Source organism: Chryseomicrobium excrementi, assembly GCF_002798305.1.
Classification (GTDB): Bacteria; Bacillota; Bacilli; order Bacillales_A; family Planococcaceae; genus Chryseomicrobium; species Chryseomicrobium excrementi.
Genome location: NZ_PCGR01000001.1, coordinates 805,193 through 827,539, shown reverse-complemented (window position 1 = coordinate 827,539; position 22,347 = coordinate 805,193). Strand labels below are relative to the sequence as shown.

19 protein-coding genes are annotated in these 22,347 nt (G+C 42.3%); all 19 read left to right on the top strand.

Going from position 1 to position 22,347, the window contains the following annotated elements:
• The first annotated feature begins 13 nt into the window (after positions 1 to 13).
• The 19 genes from leuC (at position 14) to addA (ending at position 22,343) form a co-directional block, all read left to right on the top strand.
• Entirely contained in the window at positions 14 to 1,420 is a 1,407-nt protein-coding gene (leuC, locus tag CQS04_RS04150) for a 3-isopropylmalate dehydratase large subunit (RefSeq protein ID WP_100352904.1), read from the top strand.
• Positions 1,421 to 1,435: 15 nt separating this feature from the next.
• Positions 1,436 to 2,026, top strand: a complete 591-nt coding sequence (gene leuD, locus CQS04_RS04145; RefSeq protein WP_100352903.1) for a 3-isopropylmalate dehydratase small subunit — start codon at positions 1,436 to 1,438, stop codon at positions 2,024 to 2,026.
• A gap of 167 nt (positions 2,027 to 2,193) precedes the next feature.
• Positions 2,194 to 2,748, top strand: coding sequence for a ribosome hibernation-promoting factor, HPF/YfiA family (hpf, locus tag CQS04_RS04140; protein WP_100352902.1), 555 nt, complete (start codon positions 2,194 to 2,196; stop codon positions 2,746 to 2,748).
• A gap of 118 nt (positions 2,749 to 2,866) precedes the next feature.
• Positions 2,867 to 5,377, top strand: coding sequence for a preprotein translocase subunit SecA (gene secA / locus CQS04_RS04135; protein ID WP_100352901.1), 2,511 nt, complete (start codon positions 2,867 to 2,869; stop codon positions 5,375 to 5,377).
• Between the two features lie 20 nt (positions 5,378 to 5,397).
• A protein-coding gene (gene prfB / locus CQS04_RS04130) for a peptide chain release factor 2 (RefSeq protein ID WP_100353004.1) occupies positions 5,398 to 6,499 on the top strand; the annotation gives its coding sequence in 2 pieces (ribosomal slippage) (positions 5,398 to 5,469 and positions 5,471 to 6,499; 1,101 coding nt in all).
• Between the two features lie 139 nt (positions 6,500 to 6,638).
• Positions 6,639 to 7,505, top strand: coding sequence for a YitT family protein (locus CQS04_RS04125; protein WP_100352900.1), 867 nt, complete (start codon positions 6,639 to 6,641; stop codon positions 7,503 to 7,505).
• A gap of 42 nt (positions 7,506 to 7,547) precedes the next feature.
• Positions 7,548 to 7,877, top strand: a complete 330-nt coding sequence (gene cccB / locus CQS04_RS04120) for a cytochrome c551 (RefSeq protein ID WP_100352899.1) — start codon at positions 7,548 to 7,550, stop codon at positions 7,875 to 7,877.
• A 149-nt stretch (positions 7,878 to 8,026) separates the two neighbouring features.
• Complete coding sequence (gene ftsE, locus CQS04_RS04115) at positions 8,027 to 8,713, top strand: cell division ATP-binding protein FtsE (RefSeq protein ID WP_100352898.1); 687 nt, start codon at positions 8,027 to 8,029, stop codon at positions 8,711 to 8,713.
• Positions 8,703 to 9,590, top strand: coding sequence for a permease-like cell division protein FtsX (gene ftsX / locus CQS04_RS04110; RefSeq protein ID WP_100352897.1), 888 nt, complete (start codon positions 8,703 to 8,705; stop codon positions 9,588 to 9,590). The genes ftsE and ftsX overlap by 11 nt, the downstream gene beginning before the upstream one ends.
• A 38-nt stretch (positions 9,591 to 9,628) precedes the next feature.
• On the top strand, positions 9,629 to 10,957 hold the full coding sequence (locus CQS04_RS04105) for a murein hydrolase activator EnvC family protein (RefSeq protein ID WP_094941466.1): 1,329 nt from the start codon (positions 9,629 to 9,631) through the stop codon (positions 10,955 to 10,957).
• 69 nt (positions 10,958 to 11,026) lie between these two features.
• Positions 11,027 to 11,629: a hypothetical protein gene (locus CQS04_RS04100; protein WP_100352896.1), complete on the top strand. Its 603-nt coding sequence runs from the start codon at positions 11,027 to 11,029 to the stop codon at positions 11,627 to 11,629.
• Positions 11,626 to 12,192 (top strand): redoxin domain-containing protein, encoded by a 567-nt coding sequence (locus tag CQS04_RS04095; protein ID WP_341476717.1) that lies wholly within the window; start codon positions 11,626 to 11,628, stop codon positions 12,190 to 12,192. Before CQS04_RS04100 ends, CQS04_RS04095 begins: the two co-directional genes overlap by 4 nt.
• A 151-nt stretch (positions 12,193 to 12,343) precedes the next feature.
• On the top strand, positions 12,344 to 12,502 hold the full coding sequence (locus CQS04_RS13715) for a hypothetical protein (protein ID WP_165775451.1): 159 nt from the start codon (positions 12,344 to 12,346) through the stop codon (positions 12,500 to 12,502).
• A gap of 60 nt (positions 12,503 to 12,562) precedes the next feature.
• Positions 12,563 to 13,741, top strand: coding sequence for a PDZ domain-containing protein (locus CQS04_RS04090; RefSeq protein ID WP_100352895.1), 1,179 nt, complete (start codon positions 12,563 to 12,565; stop codon positions 13,739 to 13,741).
• Positions 13,738 to 13,998, top strand: a complete 261-nt coding sequence (locus CQS04_RS04085) for a CsbA family protein (protein ID WP_100352894.1) — start codon at positions 13,738 to 13,740, stop codon at positions 13,996 to 13,998. Before CQS04_RS04090 ends, CQS04_RS04085 begins: the two co-directional genes overlap by 4 nt.
• Positions 13,999 to 14,078: 80 nt before the next feature.
• Positions 14,079 to 14,726, top strand: a complete 648-nt coding sequence (locus CQS04_RS04080) for a TVP38/TMEM64 family protein (protein ID WP_245858744.1) — start codon at positions 14,079 to 14,081, stop codon at positions 14,724 to 14,726.
• On the top strand, positions 14,707 to 15,210 hold the full coding sequence (gene lepB / locus CQS04_RS04075) for a signal peptidase I (protein WP_165775450.1): 504 nt from the start codon (positions 14,707 to 14,709) through the stop codon (positions 15,208 to 15,210). The genes CQS04_RS04080 and lepB overlap by 20 nt, the downstream gene beginning before the upstream one ends.
• Before the next feature lie 57 nt (positions 15,211 to 15,267).
• Positions 15,268 to 18,738, top strand: coding sequence for a helicase-exonuclease AddAB subunit AddB (addB, locus tag CQS04_RS04070; protein WP_165775449.1), 3,471 nt, complete (start codon positions 15,268 to 15,270; stop codon positions 18,736 to 18,738).
• Complete coding sequence (gene addA, locus CQS04_RS04065) at positions 18,735 to 22,343, top strand: helicase-exonuclease AddAB subunit AddA (protein ID WP_100352891.1); 3,609 nt, start codon at positions 18,735 to 18,737, stop codon at positions 22,341 to 22,343. Before addB ends, addA begins: the two co-directional genes overlap by 4 nt.
• Positions 22,344 to 22,347 lie beyond the last annotated feature (4 nt).

The window sequence follows — 22,347 nt, the reverse complement described above, 5'->3', positions numbered from 1 at the left end:
GAGGAGAAGTAACATGGCTAAAACTATCATCGAGAAAATTTGGGATCAGCACGTCGTCGTCAGAGAACAGGGAAAGCCAGATCTCCTCTATATAGATTTACATCTGCTACATGAAGTGACATCACCTCAAGCGTTTGAAGGTCTTCGTTTGGCTGGTAGAAAAGTGAGAAGGCCGGATCTCTGTTTTGCGACTATGGATCATAATGTGCCGACTATCAATCGTGCAGTCATCCGTGATCAAATTGCTAAGAAGCAAATCCATACACTAGCTGATAACTGCAAGGAGTTCGGTATTGAACTTGCAGGTATGGATCACCCGGATCAAGGCATTGTGCATATCATTGGTCCCGAGCTTGGACTTACCCAGCCAGGAAAGACAATAGTTTGTGGGGATTCGCATACGTCGACTCACGGGGCTTTTGGCGCTCTTGCATTTGGTATCGGAACGAGTGAAGTAGAACATGTTCTTTCTACTCAAACGCTCTGGCAAGCACGACCAAAAACGATGGAAGTGCGAGTGACCGGAGAGCTTGGATACGGAGTGACGGCAAAAGATATTATACTCGCCATCATCGCCAAGTTTGGAATTGATATGGGCACAGGACACGTAATCGAATATACAGGAGACGTCATCCGAAATCTTTCTATGGAAGAACGCATGACGATCTGCAATATGTCCATTGAAGCAGGGGCGCGGGCAGGACTCGTGTCGCCTGACGCTACGACTGTTGAGTTTTTAAAGGGTCGACGTTATGTCGACAATGAGAAGTTCAGTGAGTTAGAAGCAGAATGGCTTGCTCTCGCTACAGATGAAGGAGCTACTTATGACAGCGTCTGCACGATTGATGCAGCTGAAATTGAGCCATTTGTTACCTGGGGAACGAATCCTGCTATGGGGTCTGGAATTTCAAATTCTGTACCAAAACCAACAGATTATGCGGATGAAAGTGACCAACTTGCAGTAGCACAGGCACTCGATTATATGGGATTTGAAGGAGGAGAAGCTCTACAAGACGTCTCCATTCAACATGTGTTCATCGGTTCTTGTACGAATGCAAGACTTAGTGATTTGATGGAAGCGGCGGAAGTGATTCGTGGCAAACATGTCGCTCCCGGTGTGCGGGCGCTTGTTGTACCGGGCTCTCAAACGACTAAAAAACAAGCGGAAGAATTAGGCTTAGATCAAGTCTTTCTAAAGGCTGGCTTTGAATGGCGAGAATCCGGCTGTTCTATGTGCCTAGCCATGAATGAAGATGTCGTTCCAGCAGGGGAACGGTGTGCATCTACTAGCAACCGAAACTTCGAAGGACGCCAAGGTACCGGGGCACGAACACATCTGATGAGTCCGGCAATGGCGGCAGCTGCAGCCATTGAAGGGAAATTGACAGATGTTCGAAATTTCCGAGCAGTCGGAGTGTAGAAAGGAGCAATTAAAATGGAACCTCTTCAACTTGTCACGAGCATCGTGACACCACTAGCCAAAAAAAATGTGGATACCGATCAAATTATCTCAAAAGAGTTCTTAAAGCGAATTGAGCGTACAGGTTTTGGAAAGTATTTGTTCTATCATTGGCGCTTTGATGAGTCAGGAAAAGAAAAGCCGGATTTCGTCCTTAACCATCCGGATTACAAAGAGTCGAAAATTTTAGTTGCTCACGAAAATTTTGGTTGCGGTTCATCACGTGAACATGCCCCATGGGCCATCGCAGATTATGGGTTCCGTGTCGTGATCGCCCCTTCATTTGCCGATATTTTCTACAACAACTGCATGAAGAATGGGATTTTACCAATTCGTCTACCGGTTCATGAGGTAGAGGAACTGCTTGCAAAGCCGCAACTTCATGTGACGGTAGACCTACCAAATCAACAAATTCTTGGGAAGGATGGTTCGCTGTATTCCTTTGACATCGATTCCTACCAAAAGAAAATGCTACTCAACGGCTGGGATGAAATTTCGTTAACATTTTTATATGAAGAAAATATTGCTGCGTATGAAAATGCACAGAATTCAAAGACTGCTTCTTGAGTGGTCTTTTTTTATCTTTCACAAAACCTACAGAATTATTGGATAATTCCTTTGGAAACGTGTACAATCTTCACAAGTCATCTTTTTAAATTCTTTCTCTGAGAAGGAGGAATGGAAGCAGAAGATGTCGAAATAAGTAGTATAGCAATTATAAAGGAGGAGTTTTCATGCTAAACTTTAACATCCGTGGAGAAAATATCGAGGTAACTCCTGCAATTCGAGAATATGTGGAAACAAAAATCGAAAAAATTGATCGCTACTTTAATGAAGAATTGAATTCAACAGCTAACGTAAACTTAAAGGTTTACAATGATAAGCAAACAAAGGTTGAAGTAACAATTCCAATGAAAAACTTAACACTGCGTGCAGAAGAGCGTCACACTGACATGTATGCAGCTATCGACTTGATCGTAGATAAATTAGAACGTCAAATTCGTAAACATAAAACAAAAGTAAATCGTAAATTCCGGGAGCGTGAAGGCGTTGGAACTTACTTTGCAACTACAGAAGCTGCGGCAACAGAGCCGGAAGTATCTGAAGAAGAATACGCAATCGTACGTACTAAAACATTTGATTTGAAACCAATGGATCAAGAAGAAGCAATCCTGCAAATGGATATGCTTGGTCACAACTTCTTCATCTTCACAGATGCTGAATCGAACGGAACAAATATTGTATACAAACGGAAAGATGGAAAATACGGCTTAATTGAAACGAACTAACATGTAAGCTCCTGCTGTTGCAGGGGCTTTTCTTTTGGTCTTTTCAACGCGTTCGCTTGAAGTCGGTTTTGATTCAGTGGTAAAATGAAAGATAAGTCTGAAATAGGAAGTGACCTTCATGTTAGGTGTATTAAATAAAGTGTTTGATCCAAATAAACGAGAAATCAAAAAACTTGAGAAAATTGCAGATTCTGTTGAAGCTCTTGCTTCTCAAATGGAATCACTTAGTGATGACCAACTGACAGCAAAAACAACGGAATTCAAAGAACGCTATACAACTGGTGAAACTTTAGATCAATTACTACCTGAAGCTTTTGCAGTGGTTCGTGAAGCTGCTAAACGTGTTCTTGGCGAGTATCCATATCGTGTTCAGATCATGGGGGCAGCTGCACTTCACGAAGGAAATATATCCGAGATGAAGACAGGGGAAGGGAAAACCTTAACCTCTACGATGTCCGTGTACTTGAACGCGTTAACAAGTAAAGGCGTTCACGTAGTCACAGTCAATGAATACTTGGCAAGTCGTGATGCGGCTCAAATGGGTAAACTTTATACATTTTTAGGGTTGACTGTCGGATTGAATACGAATGCTCTAACAAAAGCAGAAAAGCGTGAAGCCTACCTCTGTGACATTACTTATTCGACTAACAATGAGCTAGGATTTGATTATTTACGAGACAACATGGTCCTTTATAAAGAAGAAAAAGTTCAAAGACCACTTCACTATGCAGTTATCGATGAAGTGGATTCTATCTTAATTGATGAAGCACGTACTCCACTGATTATCTCAGGGCAAGCTTCTAAAGCGGCGCTTCTATACAAACAAGCCAATGCCGTAGTTCGTTTGCTTCGCGATGAAGAAGACTACAGCTATGATGAGTCAACTAAAGGGGTAGTCTTAACGGATACTGGTGTTGAGAAGATTGAGAAATCTTTCAACATCGACAACTTGTTTGACTTGACTCATGTTCGATTAAATCATGCAGTCAACCAATCGCTAAAAGCGCACGTCTCCATGCACAAAGATGTAGACTATGTCGTTCAAGATGAAGAAGTCGTCATCGTTGACTCTTTCACAGGTCGTTTGATGAAAGGACGTCGTTATTCTGACGGCTTGCACCAAGCGATTGAAGCTAAAGAAGGTTTAGAAGTACAAAACGAATCAATGACAATGGCTACAATTACATTCCAGAACTACTTCCGTATGTATGAAAAGCTATCTGGTATGACGGGTACAGCTAAAACGGAAGAAGAAGAATTCCGTAACATTTACAATATGGACGTTATTGTAATTCCGACCAACAAACCGATTGCTCGAGATGATCGTCCGGACTTAATTTATGCATCGATGAAAGGGAAGTTTGAAGCAGCGGCAGCTGACATTGCAGAAAAACACCGCAAAGGTCAGCCAGTTTTAATTGGTACTGTAGCTATTGAAACATCTGAAATTATTTCAGCGTTATTAACAAAACATAAAATCCCTCACAATGTATTGAATGCAAAAAACCACGAAAGTGAAGCGGAAATCATTGCTGATGCTGGGAAAAAAGGAGCAGTTACCATTGCCACTAACATGGCTGGTCGTGGTACAGATATCAAGTTGGGCGAAGGTGTTTTAGAATTAGGTGGCTTAGCTGTTATCGGTACAGAGCGCCATGAATCTCGCCGTATTGACAATCAGTTACGTGGACGTTCCGGTCGTCAAGGAGATCCAGGTGTGACTCAGTTCTATCTTTCTTTAGAGGATGAACTGATGAAACGCTTCGGTTCAGACAACATGAAATCTATGATGACACGTTTAGGTCTAGATGATACACAGCCGATTCAATCGAAAATGGTATCTCGGGCTGTAGAATCTGCTCAAAAACGTGTAGAAGGAAACAACTTCGACGCGCGGAAACGTTTGCTTCAATACGACGATGTTCTTCGCCAACAACGTGAAATCATCTACAAAGAGCGTAATGAAGTGTTAGATACTGACAACATGCGTGCCTTAGTAGAGACGATGATTCAAGAAGTCGTAGATCGCACTGTAGATGTTCATACTACTTCTGAGCAAAAATCTGAGTGGAACTTAAAAGCTATGACGGATTATGTGAATGCCACGCTTTTACCTGAAGATACTGAAAGAACACTGGACTTTGAAGGCAAAGATCGTGAAGAAATCCGTGAGGAACTGAAACAAGCAGTTCTTGCAGAATACGATGCAAAAGAAGAACGGTTCACTGCAGAGCGTATGCGAGAGTTTGAGAAAGTTATCTTACTTCGTTCAATTGATACTAAGTGGATCGACCACATCGACGCTATGGACCAATTGCGTCAAGGGATTCACTTACGTGCTTATGGTCAAAATGATCCTTTACGCGAATACCAAAACGAAGGGTTCGCGATGTTTGAAGCGATGGTAGCCTCTATTTCAGAAGATGTGGCAAAATATGCGATGAAAGCTGAAATTCAGCAGAACCTTGAGCGTGAAGAAGTGGCGAAAGGGCAAGCTGTCAATCCGAAAGAAGATGGCAAGCCTGTTAAAAAACAACCAATGAAAAAAGACGCTGAAGTAGGACGTAATGAACCTTGTCCTTGCGGCAGCGGCAAGAAATACAAGAACTGTCACGGGGCAGTCAGCTAATTAGTGGAGGAACTCACATGATCGAATTATCAGCAACACGTGCAGAACTAGACCGTTCTGCGCAGAAAATCCAAGACTTTAGGGGGTCTCTTTGACTTAGAAAACAAAGAGGCACGAATTCAAGAACTTGATGAGCTCATGACCTTCCCTGATTTTTGGGACGATGCACAAGGTGCACAAAAGACTATCAATGAATTGAATGGCTTAAAGGCTGTCGTCGAACAATATAAAAAGTTAGAAGACGAACAAGAGAATCTGGAGATGACAGTAGAACTGTTAAAGGAAGAGCCAGATGAAGAATTGCATGCCGAGTTGGAAAGTGCTTTAGCTGACCACCGCAGAGCACTTGAAAACTTTGAACTTCAAATGCTTCTTAGTGAAGAATACGATAAAAACAATGCCATCTTGGAACTTCATCCAGGGGCGGGAGGCACGGAGTCTCAAGACTGGGGTTCTATGCTTCTTCGCATGTATCAGCGCTGGGCAGACAAAAGAGGATTTAAAGTGGAGACACTGGATTACCTTCCAGGAGATGAAGCCGGTATCAAATCGGTAACTCTACTTATTAAAGGGCATAATGCATACGGTTACTTGAAAGCCGAGAAAGGTGTGCACCGTCTGGTACGGATCTCACCTTTTGATTCATCAGGACGTCGTCATACGTCGTTCGTTTCTGTTGACGTAATGCCCGAATTCAATGAAGAGATTGAAATTGATATTCGTACAGAAGACCTGAAAATTGATACGTACCGTGCTAGTGGTGCGGGTGGTCAGCATATCAATACTACTGACTCCGCTGTTCGAATTACTCACTTACCTACAAATACCGTAGTGACGTGTCAAACAGAGCGCTCTCAGATCAAGAACCGTGAGCATGCCATGAAGATGTTAAAATCTAAGCTCTATCAACTACGTATTGAAGAGCAAGAGGCAGAGCTCGCAGCTATTCGTGGAGAACAAAAAGAAATCGGATGGGGCTCTCAGATCCGTTCGTATGTGTTCCACCCGTATTCTATGGTGAAAGATCACCGTACGAATGAAGAAAGTGGAAATGTGCATGCGGTGGTCGATGGAGAACTCGACAATTTCATTCATGCGTATCTTCGCTCAAAAATCCAATAACAGCATTCAAATCCACTATGGTATACTCAACCATAGTGGATTTTTTTATGCATACATTGCGACTAGAAACGTGCGTAAGATCTTGGTCAATTTTCCTAAGGGGACGCAGAAACAAAAGACTGATAACGAGGTACGAAACATGAAAAAACGACGAGTAAGAAAAGAAGAGACCCCTATAGTCCGAGAAATTCGGGACTATACATTTATAATTATTGGAGCTGCAATTGTAGCGATTGGATTCAACGTATTCCTTTTACCAAACGAGATAGCTTCTGGTGGCGTAAGTGGAATCAGTACCATCCTTTACTCATTGTTAGGGTGGCAACCTGGGATTGTACAGTACGCATTTAATATTCCGCTTTTTATTGCCGGAGTCTTGATATTAGGAAAAAACTTTGGAATTAAATCTTTCGTTGGAACGATTACATTGCCTGCTGTTGTATTGGCAACAGCAAGTTGGGAGCCTTGGTCTTCCAATCCTCTTTTAGGAGCTTTATTTGGGGGGATTGCTGTAGGGACAGGCTTGGGATTGGTGTTCAGAGGAAATGCTTCAACCGGTGGCACGGACTTGGCAGCCCAGATCATCACAAAGTTTACAGGACTTTCTCTAGGAACAAGTGTCTTGATGATAGATGGTTTAATCGTCTTGTCAGCCGCTCTCGTATTCAATATTGAGCAGGCACTTTACGCTTTAATTGGTTTATTTACTACAACAAAAACGATCGATATCATCCAGCTTGGCTTTAGTCAGTCGAAAATGGTGCATATCATCACTTCTCAAGAACAAGCTATGAAAGAAGCCATCTATCAACAAGTCAATCGTGGCGTGACAAAGATGACGGGGATCGGTGGGTATACAGAAGAACCGCGTCCCATTTTAATGGTAGTTGTGTATCAGACAGAGTTCACAAAATTGAAACAGGTAGTCAAAGCAGTGGATCCTCATGCTTTTGTCATTGTTTCAGATGCTTATGAAGTATTAGGTGAGGGTTTTAAGCGGTACTAAGTTTGGTATACTAAAGATATAGAAGACAAAGGAGTGTGCCCAATGAAAAAACTGCTATTCGGTTTATCAATTACATCTATGTTATTCCTAGCTGCTTGTGGTGGAGATAGTGCGGAACCTGAGGCGCCAACAGACTCTGGAGAATCGGCAAGTATTGATGCAGAGGCAATCGCAAATCAAAAATGCATTAGCTGTCATGGCACAAATTTAGAAGGTCAGGGGAACTTCCCAGCACTAAATGATGTTGGATCACGACTAAGCGAAGATGAAATTTTGACAGTTATCTTGGAAGGTCGTGGAGCAATGCCAGGAGGACTTCTTCAAGGAGAAGAAGCTGAAGCGGTAGCGGCCTGGTTAGCAGAAAAGAAATAAATATGTACTTTGAAGTAGAGCACATCCAAACGGGTGTGCTCTTTTTCCTTATTAAAATTGAAATATACCTGTAACATACAAAATTTCGAGAGGTGTTATAATGGATTTGTTGCGCTAAAACGAAGTATACAAAATAGGTGGTTAGATATATGATTCAAATGAAAGATGTCTACAAGAAGTATCCGAATGGAATCGTGGCAGCGAACGGGATCACAGTGGACATTAAACAAGGTGAATTTGTATATGTAGTTGGACCAAGTGGCGCGGGAAAATCTACATTTATTAAAATGATGTACCGAGAAGAAAAACCAACAAGCGGTGATATCATTATTAATGGAATGAACTTAGCAAAAATTAAAGCTAAGAAAGTTCCTTTACTAAGACGTCAAATCGGAGTCGTTTTCCAAGACTTTAAACTTCTTCCGAGGATGAATGTGTATGAAAATGTTGCATTTGCACTTGAAGTAATAGAAGAAAGTCCAAAAGTGATTCGCAAACGAGTGATGGAAGTCCTAGACCTCGTAGGATTAAAACACAAAGCTCGCATGTTCCCAACGGAGCTATCCGGTGGAGAGCAGCAGCGCATTTCGATTGCGCGTTCCATTGTAAATAGACCCAAGCTCGTTATTGCAGATGAACCTACAGGAAACTTAGATCCAGATACTTCATGGGAAATCATGAATATTTTCCAAGAAATCAACTCTCGGGGAACAACCATTATAATGGCTACCCACAATAAGGAAATTGTAAACACATTAAAACACCGTGTCATTGCAGTTGAAGGCGGAATGATTGCCCGAGATGAAGCAGAAGGAGACTACGGTTATGAAATTTAGAACTATGGGACGTCACGTCAAAGAAAGTTTCCGGAGTATTGGCCGGAATGGCTGGATGACCTTTGCCTCAGTTAGTGCCGTAACTGTAACATTGCTCCTTGTTGGAGTTTTTGTAGCGATTATGATGAACTTAAACAAACTGGCAGATGACTTAGAAAACAATGTGGAAGTAAAAGTTTATGCGGAACTGATTGCTGATGAAGAACAGCTTGCTACTTTAGAAGAAGAAATTAGTACTACCTTAGGTGTTCAAGAAGTCGTTTATTCTTCAAAAGAACAAGAGCTGGTAAAACTTGCCGAGACCATGGGACAAGAATTCCAACTTTATGAACAAGATAATCCGTTGTTCAATACCTTTTACGTGAAAGCGGCAACGCCTAAAGAAACACTTGCTGTGGCTGCTCGTATTGCTAAGCTTGATAGTGTCGAGCGCGTTGAAGATGGTAGAGCACAAGTGCAAAAATTGTTCTCCGTTTTAGACGTAAGTCGAAATATTGGACTCGTACTAATTCTTGGTTTGTTATTTACAGCGATGTTCCTGATTTCAAATACAATTCGCATCACTATCGTAGCGCGTCGACGAGATATTGAAATTATGAAACTTGTAGGAGCGACGAACTGGTTTATTCGAATCCCATTCATTTTTGAAGGGATGTGGCTAGGAATCATGGGTGCTATTCTACCCATTACACTTGTATCCATCGCATACTACAATCTATTTAACTTATTCAATGTAGAACTTGCATCCACGGGTATTTATTCTTTACTTACACCAATGCCATTCTTACTGCAAATCAATGCATTGTTACTTGCAATGGGAATTGTAATCGGAGTTTGGGGAAGTTTTATGTCCGTTCGAAAATTCTTAAAAGTATAGAGGAAACGTACTGGTGAAAGAAAGGGGAAAATGAACACATGTCCACAACGTCACGGAAAGTGAAAATTGCAACATGGTTAACTGCAGCAACCCTACTATTTACGAGTGGGACGGTTTCCGCCGCATCACTCGATGAGTTGAAAGAACAACAACAACAATTAGAACAACAGAAAAATGATTTGAACTCTTCTATTAAAGAGAAAAAAGGAGAGATTCAACAAAAGGCTTCTGAAATTGAGACGATTGAAGGTAAGGTTAAGAAACTAAGCGACGAAATCGTGTCAACTGAGAAGAAAATTGATGAAGTTCTTGCTCAGATTGCAACGACTGAAAAAGAAATTGCCGATTTAAAAGAATCAATTGAAGAACTAAAGCTTAAAATTGAAGAGCGAGATGAACTTCTAAAAGAGCGTCTTCGAGCTACGCAAGTGAACGGTTCATCTGTTGACTACATAAGTGTATTTTTAGGCGCTGAGTCATTCATTGATTTAATTGATCGCTTTTCAGCTGTTACCACGCTAATGGAAGCGGATCGTCAAATTTTACGCGACCAAGCAAATGATAAGAAACAACTTGAAGATGAGAAGGCGCTAGTCGAGCAAAAGCTTCAGCAGCAAGAAAACCGGAAAGCGGAACTTGTTGATTTAAAGAAATCATTAGACGGTCAGCGCGCTCAAATGAACACTCTGTTAGATGAGTTAGAAGCAGAGCAGAACAAACTAAAAACTGAACAACAAGCTATGGAAACTGATTATGAAGAAATCGCGAACTTAAGTGAAGAAACAAAATCTAAAATCGTAGCAGAACAAAAACGAATTGCTGAAATCGCTCGTAAACAAGCAGAAGAGCAACGCCGCAAAGAAGAAGCTGCACGTAAAGCTCAGCAAAACTCTGGCGGATCAGGAAGCTCTGGTGGTTCTAGCTCTACAGTGTCAGCTCCAGCAGTCTCTTCAGGGGCTTGGACAAAACCAGTAAACGGAACATTGACTTCCGGATATGGGTACCGTGTTCACCCAATCTATGGAACTGGTAAAATGCACTATGGTGTAGACTTTGCAAACAGCATTGGAACACCAGTTGTATCTGCAGCGGCTGGAGTAGTAAGCTATGCAGCACCATTTAGTACGTATGGTAATGCAGTCATGGTCACACACAATATTGATGGTCAAACATTTACAACATTATATGCGCACTTGAGTGCTATCAATGCATCTGTTGGACAAACTGTGAGCAAAGGGCAACAAATCGGGGCTTTAGGAAATACAGGAAACTCGACCGGTCCTCACTTACATTTTGAAGTGCACGTAGGTAGCTGGAACGGAATGGCAGCAAACTCTGTTAATCCATTACGCTATATCCCAATGTGATGATCAAGCAGTTCACTTTACGTGGACTGCTTTTTTCTTTAGCATAGAAGCAGAAAGTGAGGCATCTAAATGAAAATTACAGACTGGTATGTCATTGTATCCTTGACTATGCCATCTACATGGGTTGCTGTATTACTAGCACTCATTTTGACATCTTTGACACTTTTGCTCCAATTCAATAAACAAGTGGCAAGTCACTTTGTTGATGCTGCTATTGCCTTCATACTACTATGGAAATTTAGCGTGATTGTAACTGACTTTTATGCAGTGGTTCACGAGCCTTTTAGTCTTTTATATTTCAATGGAGGGTACGTAGGAGTTGTGATAGGGACACTTGGTGCCTTGATTAGCTTGATTCGAGTGAAAGTATCCGTATCTATTATCCAGTTGATGGCAGTTTATAGTGTAAGTTATTATCTCTTTTTTATGGTTGTACTTAATTCAAATCCAATACTTATAGAATTGGTGACACTTATTACACTAGTGATAGTTTTCGTTCTATTATGGAAGAAAGTTACTGTTCGCATACTCCCTGTTGGATTGCTTTTTTTTATAGCTTTTTTTCAACCCCTAGGGGTATTTCAAACGTATATTGTTTGGATGTTTAGCGTACTCCTAGTACTATATAGTTATCAGGTCTTTAGAAATAAGAAAGTGGGAATGACATCATGAAGAAATGGGTAGCGCTACTTGGCCTAGCTGTCTTAATTGGAATTGCAACTTATTCGTTTGCTGAGCAGAATGCAGATTCTGTGGATACGTTAAATAATGAGCAGCTAGGAACGGATCTTCTCTCTAGTGCCGGATCAGAGTTAAAGAAAGGCGACCTTCCTCCAGATTTTACATTGACCACTCTAGATGGGGAAGAAGTGCGATTGAGTGATTATAAAGGAAAGAAAGTCATATTGAATTTTTGGGCAACCTGGTGTCCACCATGTAAAGCAGAGATGCCTCATATGCAAAATTTCTACGATGCAAATAAAGAAGAAGTGGAAGTCTTGGCAGTAAATTTGACTGATAAGGATAATGGGGTAGAAACTATCCAACAGTTCATTGAAGACTATGAACTGACATTTCCTATTCCGTTAGATAAAGAAGGGGAAGTGGGGACGGCCTATCAGGCATTGACTATCCCAACGAGCTACATCATAACCTCTGAAGGGACTGTACAACATAAGATTGTTGGACCAATGGACGAAGCGATGATGGAGCAGTTGATTTCATCTACACCATAATTCGAATAGTTTACTATCTCCTTTCGTATAATTCGACGAAGGGGGATTTTTTTGCGTTCATTCATTTCTGTATTACTTCTAATCAGTCTATTTCTAACTGCTTGCGATCCTACAAACCAACAACCGTCTACAAAAGAACACCCGACTTTACTTGAACACTTCCAAAAAAGTAAATCATTTATCAGAGACCGGGCAAGTGGATGCTTCTTTCTTGATGCTAGTACGAGATGCCTATGAAACCTATACCAAAAATCCCGAAAATGATGAAGCGATTCGGTTGGCACTAGATTACTTTTCACATTCTCAATAAAAGTATACTTTTCTCTGAGTTGCTTTGCTAAAATAGAAAGTAACCGCTGGGAGGGATACTATGGATCAGCAACGTTTATTAGAGATATTATGGAACGTCGGACAATTTTTCGTACATCCGTTGTTCTTTTTAACGCTCGCTGCTGCAATCGCAACCGGCTATTTCCGAGTGAAGCGAGAGCGCAAAGATTTTAGAACCCGTCTAGTACTCGGGTGGACGGAGTTTACAAGCGTCCTCAAAGATTCCTGGCTTTTTGGCTTAGTGATATCACTTGTGCTCGCTCTAGTAGGCATTCTCTTTTACGAAGAGTTTTTGTTGATTGTTTCACTAGTCGCTATTCTTGCATTAGTACTTTTTCAATTTCAACTGCTTTCAGCAGCCTATATTTTATCTATCAGTGTTCTCATCTGGATGCTAGTGGATCAATGGTCTTATAGCATTTTGGTCGGCCCATTCACGCTTTCTGCCGTTCAGTTCTCTTGGAATGTCGTGTGGCCCGTTGCTGCTCTCACAGGACTTCTCCTAATTGCAGAAGGCTTGCTTTTGAAGTGGCAAGGGCTCCAAATTGTGTCTCCTCAACTTGTTAAAACAATACGAGGTGGCTCTGCAGTCCAATATAAAATAAAACGTCTTTGGTTGCTTCCGTTAGTTCTGTTGGTACCAGGAGAGTGGTTTTCAGGTATAGCAGGATGGTGGCCACTTGTTCAATTTGGTGAAACCTCTTTCGCTGTTTTAGCGTTCCCATACGTGACAGGATTTCAACAGCTTTCAAAAAGTGTCTATCCGTTTCTTGCGATTCCACAGCGTGCCAAGCATATCTTGATTTTAGGTAGCTCGGTAGCGGTACTTGCAGTACTAGGAATTGTTACATATTGGTTTGGTTTAGTAGCCCTTGTCGCAGCTTTTATCGGTCGTCTGGTGCTAGATATTCAGAGTTACCGAGTGCAAAATACAGGCCACTACGCAGTGGCTCCTGTATCTGAAGGGATTCAAATTGCTGGAGTTCTAAAAGGATCACCTGCAGACAAGATGGGACTAGAAATCGGTGAAAAAATTGTTAAAGTAAACGGACAACGAGTTTCAAACGAGCAAGAATTGTATGAAGCGATTCAGATTAATGCAGCGCATTGTCGCTTAGAAGTGTTAGATCACAACAACGAGCTTCGCTTAAAGCAACAAGTCATTTTCCGACATGACCATCACCGTCTTGGTTTGATGATTGCAAGGTCCGTCCAATGAACAATCTGAGCCAAGCTACAGAAGTGATCTTAGCTATCTTTGTTCCAGCATTGCTCGTAATTTTGTTCACTCGCGTTACGTTTAATAGATGGGTGGCGCTCGCAATTACGATTGCTCTCTTCACAGCTTCTGTTATTGCAGGTTACACGAGAGAGTGGATCCACTACATTTTAGATGCGGCATCTATGACGGTCGGATTTTGGTACGCCACTCGTATGACACAAAAAAGCAAATCGAAATCAAACGACTCTGTCTGAACGACAGGGTCGTTTTTTCAAACTAACGTTTTGTTAGTACTACAATCGGCAATACTAAAATAAAGAAGGTGACACGGACTATGACAGAGCTATTTACTATGGAAACACTTGAAGAAATTATGTACAGTTATAGAACACTTGGCCCCCTCATCGGGATTTTATTACCAATGCTCGAAGCATTCTTACCTTTTTTACCATTAGTTGTTTTCATTGTAGCGAACGTTACGGCCTACGGACTCCTATATGGCTTTGTCTTATCATGGGCAGGATCCGTACTGGGTTCCTACTTAGTATTTTTGATCATAAGAAAATACGGGAGAGCACGAATACTTAACTTTTTAACAAAACATCAAAGAATCTCTCGGCTCATTCACTGGGTAGAGAGAAATGGATTTGGGCCATTATTTTTATTGCTCTGCTTTCCATTTACGCCTTCTGCCATAGTCAATATCGTCGCAGGTCTTTCCAATATTCGAAAATCTACATATTTGACCGCTTTGATTCTTGGGAAGCTCATTATGATTTTTGTCATTAGTTTTATTGGAGCAGATATACGAGCACTTATCTCACAACCTTTACGCACGGCGCTTGTGGCTGCAGTTATCGCGCTGCTATGGGCTATAGGGAAGTACTTCGAGAAAAGGTTAGATAAAAAAGTTGAAGCTGATTTTCGAGAAATTGCAAGACAGAGGGCGAGTGAGGCGAATCGTGACAAATTGGAAAACTGAAGTGAAAGAATGGTTTCTTGCACTCATCATTGGAGTTGCTGTGATTGCTTTGATACGTACTACTCTTTTTACTACGTATCATATTCACGGAGATTCCATGCTTCCTACACTGCATTCGCAAGATCAAGTTGTGGTAAGCCTACTTTCTTCTGTAGAAGCAGGAGATGTGGTGATAGTAGAGCGAGACAATGAAAAAGATATTGTCAAACGCGTGATCGGTATTCCAGGGGATACCCTTCAGTTTCAAGAAGATGGTGTCTACCGCAATGGTGAAAAAGTGAACGAGACCTACTTGCAAGACCGTGAATGGAGTTTCGAGCAGATGACTATCACTTTACAAGAGGATGCCTATTTTGTCATGGGAGACAACCGCGATCAAAGTTTAGATAGTCGTGAGTTAGGAACGTTTTCTTCAAAAGAAATTGTTGGAGAAGTGAAGTTGGTCTACTTCCCATTTACTCATTTATCATGGATTCATTATTAGAACCTTTGTTTCTTTGTTACAATAGAAACAAAGGTTTTTTTGATGGGAGGACTTGAGATGAGCCTGCGTTTTATCACAGGAAGAACGGGAACGGGAAAGACTACCACCATGATGAATGAGATTGCGGATAGAACAGCTTCGGAGCCTTTAGGCGATCCGTTGTTTTATTTGGTGCCCGATCAAATGTCATTTACTTCAGAATGGCATCTTTCACGACACAAAGGACAGACAGGGTTAATTCGTGCTCAAGTTACTACATTTAAGCGTCTTGCGTGGCGTGTTCTCCAAGAAGCTGGTGGGATTACAAGAGAAGAAGTCAATGGTATTGGGTACCGAATGTTAATTCGGAGTCTTTTGAGACAACAGAAGGACGAATTCATTTTGTTCCACAGAGCAGCAACTAAAAAAGGATTCACCGATCAGATGGAGACGCTTTTAAAAGAGATGAGTCGCTATAATGTGAATCCAGACGCTTTTCAAACAAGTCTTGAGACTTTGGTTCAGAAGAATGCACCAGTGCCTCTACAACAAAAAACGAAAGATTTATACACGATTGCAATGGAACTAGAAAAGCGGTTAGGCACACAGTATGTGGACGGGGAAGGGCATCTTCGTTTGTTGATTGAAGCTATCCCTCATTCATCCTTGATTGCAAGAAGTGAAGTATACATCGACTCGTTCACTGCATTTACCCCGATTGAACGTGCCATTATAGAACAACTGCTCTGCCATGCGAAACGTGTTCACATTGCACTTCCTATGGACAATCCTCAGGAAGCATTTGATTCACAATCACTGTTTTATAGTGCAGCAAAGACGCGTCAACAACTTGTGGAGGTAGCACAGCAGCACCAGGTAGCGGTAGAGCCTGACGTCCATTTAATTGAGCAAAAGCGACTGCAATCTCCAGGTCCACGACATGCAGAACACTATTTTGACCAGTTGCGACCTTTGAAATCAGACAATCAATTCGGACTAGAGTTCATTGAGGCAACGAACCCTCGAGTAGAAGTGAATTTTGTGGCTAGTCAAATTCGTAACCTCATTCAGCAAGGATACCGCTATCAAGAAATAGCGGTAGTTCACAGAGACGCGGAGACTTACGAGCAGCTGTTGGCTACAACGTTTTCTCAGCAAGAGATTCCGTATTTTAGTAACGAGAAGAGACCGATGCTCGATCACCCTCTTTTAGAAGTGACGAAAGCTTTATTTGATAGTCATCGTAGTAATTTAGGTTACGAATCTATGTTTCGACTTGTCAAGACAGGCTTGCTCTACCCTGTAGATGCATCACCACTTGAATGGAGAAATCGAATTTACAGATTGGAGAACTTTGTTCTTGAACGAGGTATTCGTGGGCAACGCTGGTCAACAGATAGCTATTGGCGTGTGAAACGGATACGAGGTATGGAAACAGTTCCAGTACCACAAACAGATGAAGAACTTGCTAAAGAAAGAGACTTGAAAGAGACCAGGGACTGGATTTTATCTCTTGTGAACCCGTGGCGAGAACAACTTGAACAGGCTTCAACTGCACGAGACTATGCACAAGCACTGATTGACTTTATGGACCGAGCTGCAATTCCTGCAAAACTCGCATCCTGGCAACAGCAAGCAGAGCTTGAGTCTCTTCATGAAGAGGCTGTTGAACACCGTCAAGTTTGGAAGGAATGGATTCATGTTCTAGAGCAGTTCGAGCTCATGTTTCGTGGGCAGGAGCTTTGTATAGAAGATGTAGGAGCTATTTTAGAAGAAGGGCTGGATCAGCTATGCTTCTCAAAAATCCCACCAGCTATCGACCAGGTCGTCATAGGTCAGGCAGATACGGCTCGCTATCTTGGTATTAAAGCGGTCTTCGTATTAGGTGTGAATGATGGGAACTATCCAAAGCGCATCGACCACGAAGGACTGCTCACAGATGAAGACAGACAGTTCCTTCAGGACGCGGGGATGGAATTAGCTCCCACCACGAGAGAACGTTTACTCGAAGAGAATTACGTGCTTTATAAAGTGCTGACAACCGCCAGTCATCATGTGTCATTTAGCTATGCACTCGCAAGTTTAGACGGAAAACCGCTACTACCATCAACTTATTTAAAACGCCTCCAGCAACTCTTTACGAATCCAGAGGTACAGCAAGTGTCCCAGGCAGACTTTGAAGGCGATTCCCCTCGATTTGTGAATCACCCGAGAAGCGCCTTATCTGGATATGCACTTAAAAGATATGCAAGTCAGGAATTAAATCAGCCCTTATCTCCATTTTGGGGTCAGGTGGATGCCTACTTGCGAACAAGTCCTTACTGGAATTTTGTATTGGAAAGGATTGAACGTCCTTTACAAAAACAACCAGGAATCGAAAAAATTTCGAGAGAAACCGCAGAACAACTCTATACGTCTGTCATTTCAGGAAGTATCTCACGAGTGGAGACCTATTACAGCTGTCCTTACAAGCAATTTGCCTCTTATGGGTTGCAACTGCAAGGGAGAGAGGTCTATAAACTAGAGGCCCCGGCAATGGGAGACTTGTTTCATGCGGCACTCAAATGGATCTCTGATTATACTACCGAACACCAGATTGAATGGGCTTCGTTGACGCGCAAACAATCATACGAATTGGCGGCCAACGCTATAGATCATATTGTGCCACGCTTTTTCCATCAGTTGTTGATGAGTACGAGTCGTTACCAGTACATCTCGAAGAAGCTAACTCGAATTGTGGCGTCTACGATGAATGCGCTGCGCCAACACGCAGGACGCTCTCTTTTCAAGCCGGTCGCCATAGAAGTAGGCTTTGGACTTGGAGAACAATTGCCACCTCTTACCATTCCACTTAATCGAGGTGGAAAGATGGAGCTTAGAGGCCGTATAGACCGAATTGACGCCGCAAAGATTGAAGACCGTAACTATTTACGCATCATCGACTACAAGTCTTCGAAAAAAGGGCTGGATTTAAATGAAGTCTATCACGGGCTTTCCTTGCAACTGCTGACTTACTTAGATGTAGCTACACATTTTGCAGACCATTGGGTTGAAGGTGAGGCAGAGCCTGGGGGGATGTTGTATGTCCATTTACATGAACCGACTCATCAGACTACAGAAGAACTGTCACAGCAGAAGTTTGAAGAATTGGAACTGAAGTCATTTAAGATGGACGGACTTGTTACAACAGAACTTGATGTTTTAGAAGCGATGGATCAAGATCTATCGGGGCATTCGGATATTGTACCCGTACATGTCAAACGAGATGGTTCCTTCGGAGCTACATCGAAAGTTTTGTCCCCAGATAACTTGAAACGCACTGGCGATTTTGTGAGAAAACGCCATCGACAGGCTGGAGGAGGTATGCTTGCTGGTGATACAAGGGTACTCCCTTATAACTACCGTGATAAGATGCCCTGCGACTACTGCAGTTACCGAAGTATCTGTCAGTTTGACCCACAAGATCCACGACAACCTGTGCGAAAATTAAAAACTGAGAAACCAGTTGATATATTAGAAAAAATTACACAGGAGGTGGAGCCTACATGATTCCACTCAAACCTGCGCATGAAACATGGACAGACGCCCAGTGGCAAGCAATTTGGGAAGACGGTTCGGATATTTTAGTATCTGCAGCTGCAGGATCTGGTAAAACGGCTGTCTTGATTCGGCGTTTAATTGAGAAAATTACGGCTGGGGAGAATCCCATCCATGTAGATGAGCTGCTCGTTGTGACCTTTACCAATGCAGCGGCAGCTGAGATGAGGCATCGTCTCGCTGAAGCGCTCGAAAAAGCACTGCTTGAGAATCCGGATTCTAAACATCTTCGCGAACAGCTGCATTTACTGAATAAAGCGACCATTTCTACATTGCACTCTTTCTGCCTCCAAGTGATTCGGCAGTATGGATATTTGATTGATATTGACCCGGGATTCCGTTTAGCAAATGAAAACGAAGCCGCACTCCTCCAAGAAGATGCATTAGAAGAAATTATCGAAGAAGGCTACGAACTGAACCAAGACAGGATGTACCGTCTGGCTGATTCTTTCTCTTCAGACCGCTCAGACAGTGCACTTGAACATTTGATTCGTCAGTTGTATCTTTATGCCCGAGTGCATCCAGATCCAGAAGAATGGCTTTCTGGAATATGTGAGCATTACATAGTGCCTGAAGGAACTACAGTTGATGACTTGCCTTATACGCAAGGAATTAAACAAGCCATCTTGTACCGCGTGCAGACTGCTCGTGCTCAAAATCAATTGTTGAACCAACTCGCCTCCTCTGCAGAAGGTCTCGGTTCTCTTGTTGACACGGCTATTATGGATAACGCCTTACTTCAAGTAGCAGAAGAGAAAGCGTCCGAAGCCTCTTGGGAGGAGTTGTACCAGTTCTTTAGTCAATTCAAGTGGCCGACAGCTAAGGCAGTTCGCGGAGACCATGATGAAGAAATAAAAGAACAAGCACAGTCAATTCGAAACCAATACAAACAAGATTTATTGGCTATTAAAGAGGATTACTTTACACGGAGACCAGAGCGACTATTAGAAGAAATTCGAATGATGCAGCCGATTGTGGAGACGTTAATAGAATGTGTTCATGCATTCTCAGAGCGTTATGAAGAGAAAAAAGCGGCACGCAGCTTACTTGATTTTTCTGACCTCGAGCATAAAGCTCACTCGATTTTAGTTGGCCCTGACCACAAAAGTCCATCGGAAATCGCGCAAAGCTACCGTAGAAAATTTAAAGAGGTTCTGGTTGATGAGTACCAAGACATCAACTTGTTGCAAGAGAGCATTATTCAACTCGTAAAGAGCGGTGGAGAGCAAGACGGAAACCTGTTCATGGTAGGCGATGTCAAACAATCGATTTACCGGTTCCGCCTTGCAGAGCCCATGCTGTTCCTCGGAAAATATGAACGGTTTAAAGCAACCTCACGTGGTACGGCTATTGATTTAAATGCCAACTTCCGAAGCCGGGGAGAAGTCCTTCAAGGAATCAACTACTTGTTTGAACAGATCATGGGCAAAGATGTAGGTGAGATTGCGTATGATGACGACGCGTCACTGAAACAAGGTGCTCCTTACAATGCAAATGCCTATCCTATTGAAGTACACATTCTTGAAAAACAACACGAGGATGAGGAAGAACTTTCAAAAGCGAGAGCCGAAGCAGAGTGGATCGCAAACAAGATTGAGCACCTCATCGCAACGAGTGCCGAAGTCTACGATCCGTGGAGTCAACAATCGCGAGCAGCAGAATACCGCGACATCGTTATTCTCATGCGCTCTATGACTTGGACTCCTGAGTTTATAGAGGTGTTCAAAAAGAGAAAAATTCCTTTATATGTGGAAACTAAGACGGGATTCTATGATGCATTAGAAGTGTTGTGGATGATGGACATATTGAAGGTCATTGATAATCCCTACCAAGACATTCCGTTAGCTGCCGTCTTGCGCTCTCCAATGATTGGGATGACAGATGAAGAGCTTGCAAAGCTTCGAGCGTTTGATAAAAAATGTGCCTTTTATGAACTGATTCAAAACCCGCACGCTCAAGCAACACTCGATGCTTCAGCAAAAGAAAAGGTACAGCACTTTCTAGTGTTACTAAAATCGTGGCAAGCAAAAGCTCAGACCGGTCCGCTTGCCAGCTTGATTTGGTCAGTCTATCAAGATACGTATCTGCTTGAGCAAGTTTCTTCAATGCCCGCTGGACAGCAACGTCAGTCAAATCTTCGCATGTTTTTAGAGCAAGCAGAACAGTTTGAAAAATCCTCTTTCCGTGGCGTCTTCCGTTTCTTACGTTTTATTGAACGGATTCGGAGTCGTGGAGATGATTTGGGTGAAGCAAAAGCAATTAGCGACCGGGAAAATGTGGTCCGCATCATGACCATACATGCATCAAAAGGATTGGAATTTCCATTCGTCTTTTTGCCTGGAATGGCAAGAAGCTTCAATATGATGGATTTTAAAGAAAACTACTTATTTGATCAACATTTCGGGATTGCCGTCAAAGCGATTGATCCGGACCTTCGTATCGCTTATCAATCGCTCCCGTTTATCGCTCTAAAAGAGCGCAAGCAACTTCAAGCAAAAGCAGAAGAGATGCGCATTTTATATGTAGCGATGACACGAGCAAGGGAAAAGCTCTTCATGACGTTAACGCCAAAATCTCTTGACCAATCGGTTCAGAAATGGGGAGCGGTAGGTTATGTCGAGGAGTCACTGCCAGTTCCTCCTTTCATACGAAGTGGAGCGATGAGCTATTTTGATTGGTTAGGTCCTGCCTGGATGCGCTTACCTGAGTTTCAACAAGTGACTGGTGTCCATTCATCTGTACAGAAGCCCTTACCTGGGAACTGGACTTTTGAACTTCATTCATTAGACGAGGGACTGCAATCAGCTGAGCGCTCTACTGAGCAAGAATCAGCTAGTTCGACTATCAACGAATCGTCGAATGACTTGAAACGAGAATTTGATTATACGTACCCCTATCTAGCCACAACAAAGAAAACGGCTAAACAGACGGTGACAGAATTGAAACGAATCGAACAGTTCCGTCAGCAAGACGATGATTTCTTTTCGACTGTAGAACTGCAGCCAACAGAGGAGACATGGGAGTCTCCACGCTTTTCTGAAGAGACTAAAGAACCTTCCGCCACCTCGAGAGGAACGGTATATCATACAGTATTTCAGCATCTTCCTTTTACAAAAGAACTGGATATCGGTGCCTTTTTAGATAGGCTGATAGCAGAGGAAATTTTAACTGTTGAAGAAAAACAATTAGTTCGTGTAGCTTCGATTCATGCTTTCTTGCAGAGCTCTTTAGTCGATGAACTTCAAACAGCTAAACAGGTTTACCGGGAGCAACCATTTACATTTGCAAAAAAAGATCAAGACGGAGATCACCAGATCATCCAGGGGGTAGTCGATTTATTTTTTGAAGATAGTAAAGGGGACTGGCATTTGATTGATTTTAAGACAGACGCTTTGTTTGAATTTAGGGACGACCCCGAACGTGCCGATCAAGAACTTCGTGAAAGGTATGCTGTACAGATGACTATGTATGGACAAGCTCTTGAAGAGATCGTTCGGATTCGTTTGAAGTCAAAACGAATCTATAGTGTCTCATTTGCTAGGGTAGTTACAGTATAGGAGG

What these genes read in the sequence shown, in the direction of transcription:
- leuC (WP_100352904.1), top strand. Translation starts at nt 14, where the DNA reads ATGGCTAAAACTATCATCGAGAAAATTTGGGATCAGCACGTCGTCGTC.
- leuD (WP_100352903.1), top strand. Translation starts at nt 1,436, where the DNA reads ATGGAACCTCTTCAACTTGTCACGAGCATCGTGACACCACTAGCCAAA.
- hpf (WP_100352902.1), top strand. Translation starts at nt 2,194, where the DNA reads ATGCTAAACTTTAACATCCGTGGAGAAAATATCGAGGTAACTCCTGCA.
- secA (WP_100352901.1), top strand. Translation starts at nt 2,867, where the DNA reads ATGTTAGGTGTATTAAATAAAGTGTTTGATCCAAATAAACGAGAAATC.
- CQS04_RS04125 (WP_100352900.1), top strand. Translation starts at nt 6,639, where the DNA reads ATGAAAAAACGACGAGTAAGAAAAGAAGAGACCCCTATAGTCCGAGAA.
- cccB (WP_100352899.1), top strand. Translation starts at nt 7,548, where the DNA reads ATGAAAAAACTGCTATTCGGTTTATCAATTACATCTATGTTATTCCTA.
- ftsE (WP_100352898.1), top strand. Translation starts at nt 8,027, where the DNA reads ATGATTCAAATGAAAGATGTCTACAAGAAGTATCCGAATGGAATCGTG.
- ftsX (WP_100352897.1), top strand. Translation starts at nt 8,703, where the DNA reads ATGAAATTTAGAACTATGGGACGTCACGTCAAAGAAAGTTTCCGGAGT.
- CQS04_RS04105 (WP_094941466.1), top strand. Translation starts at nt 9,629, where the DNA reads ATGTCCACAACGTCACGGAAAGTGAAAATTGCAACATGGTTAACTGCA.
- CQS04_RS04100 (WP_100352896.1), top strand. Translation starts at nt 11,027, where the DNA reads ATGAAAATTACAGACTGGTATGTCATTGTATCCTTGACTATGCCATCT.
- CQS04_RS04095 (WP_341476717.1), top strand. Translation starts at nt 11,626, where the DNA reads ATGAAGAAATGGGTAGCGCTACTTGGCCTAGCTGTCTTAATTGGAATT.
- CQS04_RS04090 (WP_100352895.1), top strand. Translation starts at nt 12,563, where the DNA reads ATGGATCAGCAACGTTTATTAGAGATATTATGGAACGTCGGACAATTT.
- CQS04_RS04085 (WP_100352894.1), top strand. Translation starts at nt 13,738, where the DNA reads ATGAACAATCTGAGCCAAGCTACAGAAGTGATCTTAGCTATCTTTGTT.
- CQS04_RS04080 (WP_245858744.1), top strand. Translation starts at nt 14,079, where the DNA reads ATGACAGAGCTATTTACTATGGAAACACTTGAAGAAATTATGTACAGT.
- addB (WP_165775449.1), top strand. Translation starts at nt 15,268, where the DNA reads ATGAGCCTGCGTTTTATCACAGGAAGAACGGGAACGGGAAAGACTACC.
- addA (WP_100352891.1), top strand. Translation starts at nt 18,735, where the DNA reads ATGATTCCACTCAAACCTGCGCATGAAACATGGACAGACGCCCAGTGG.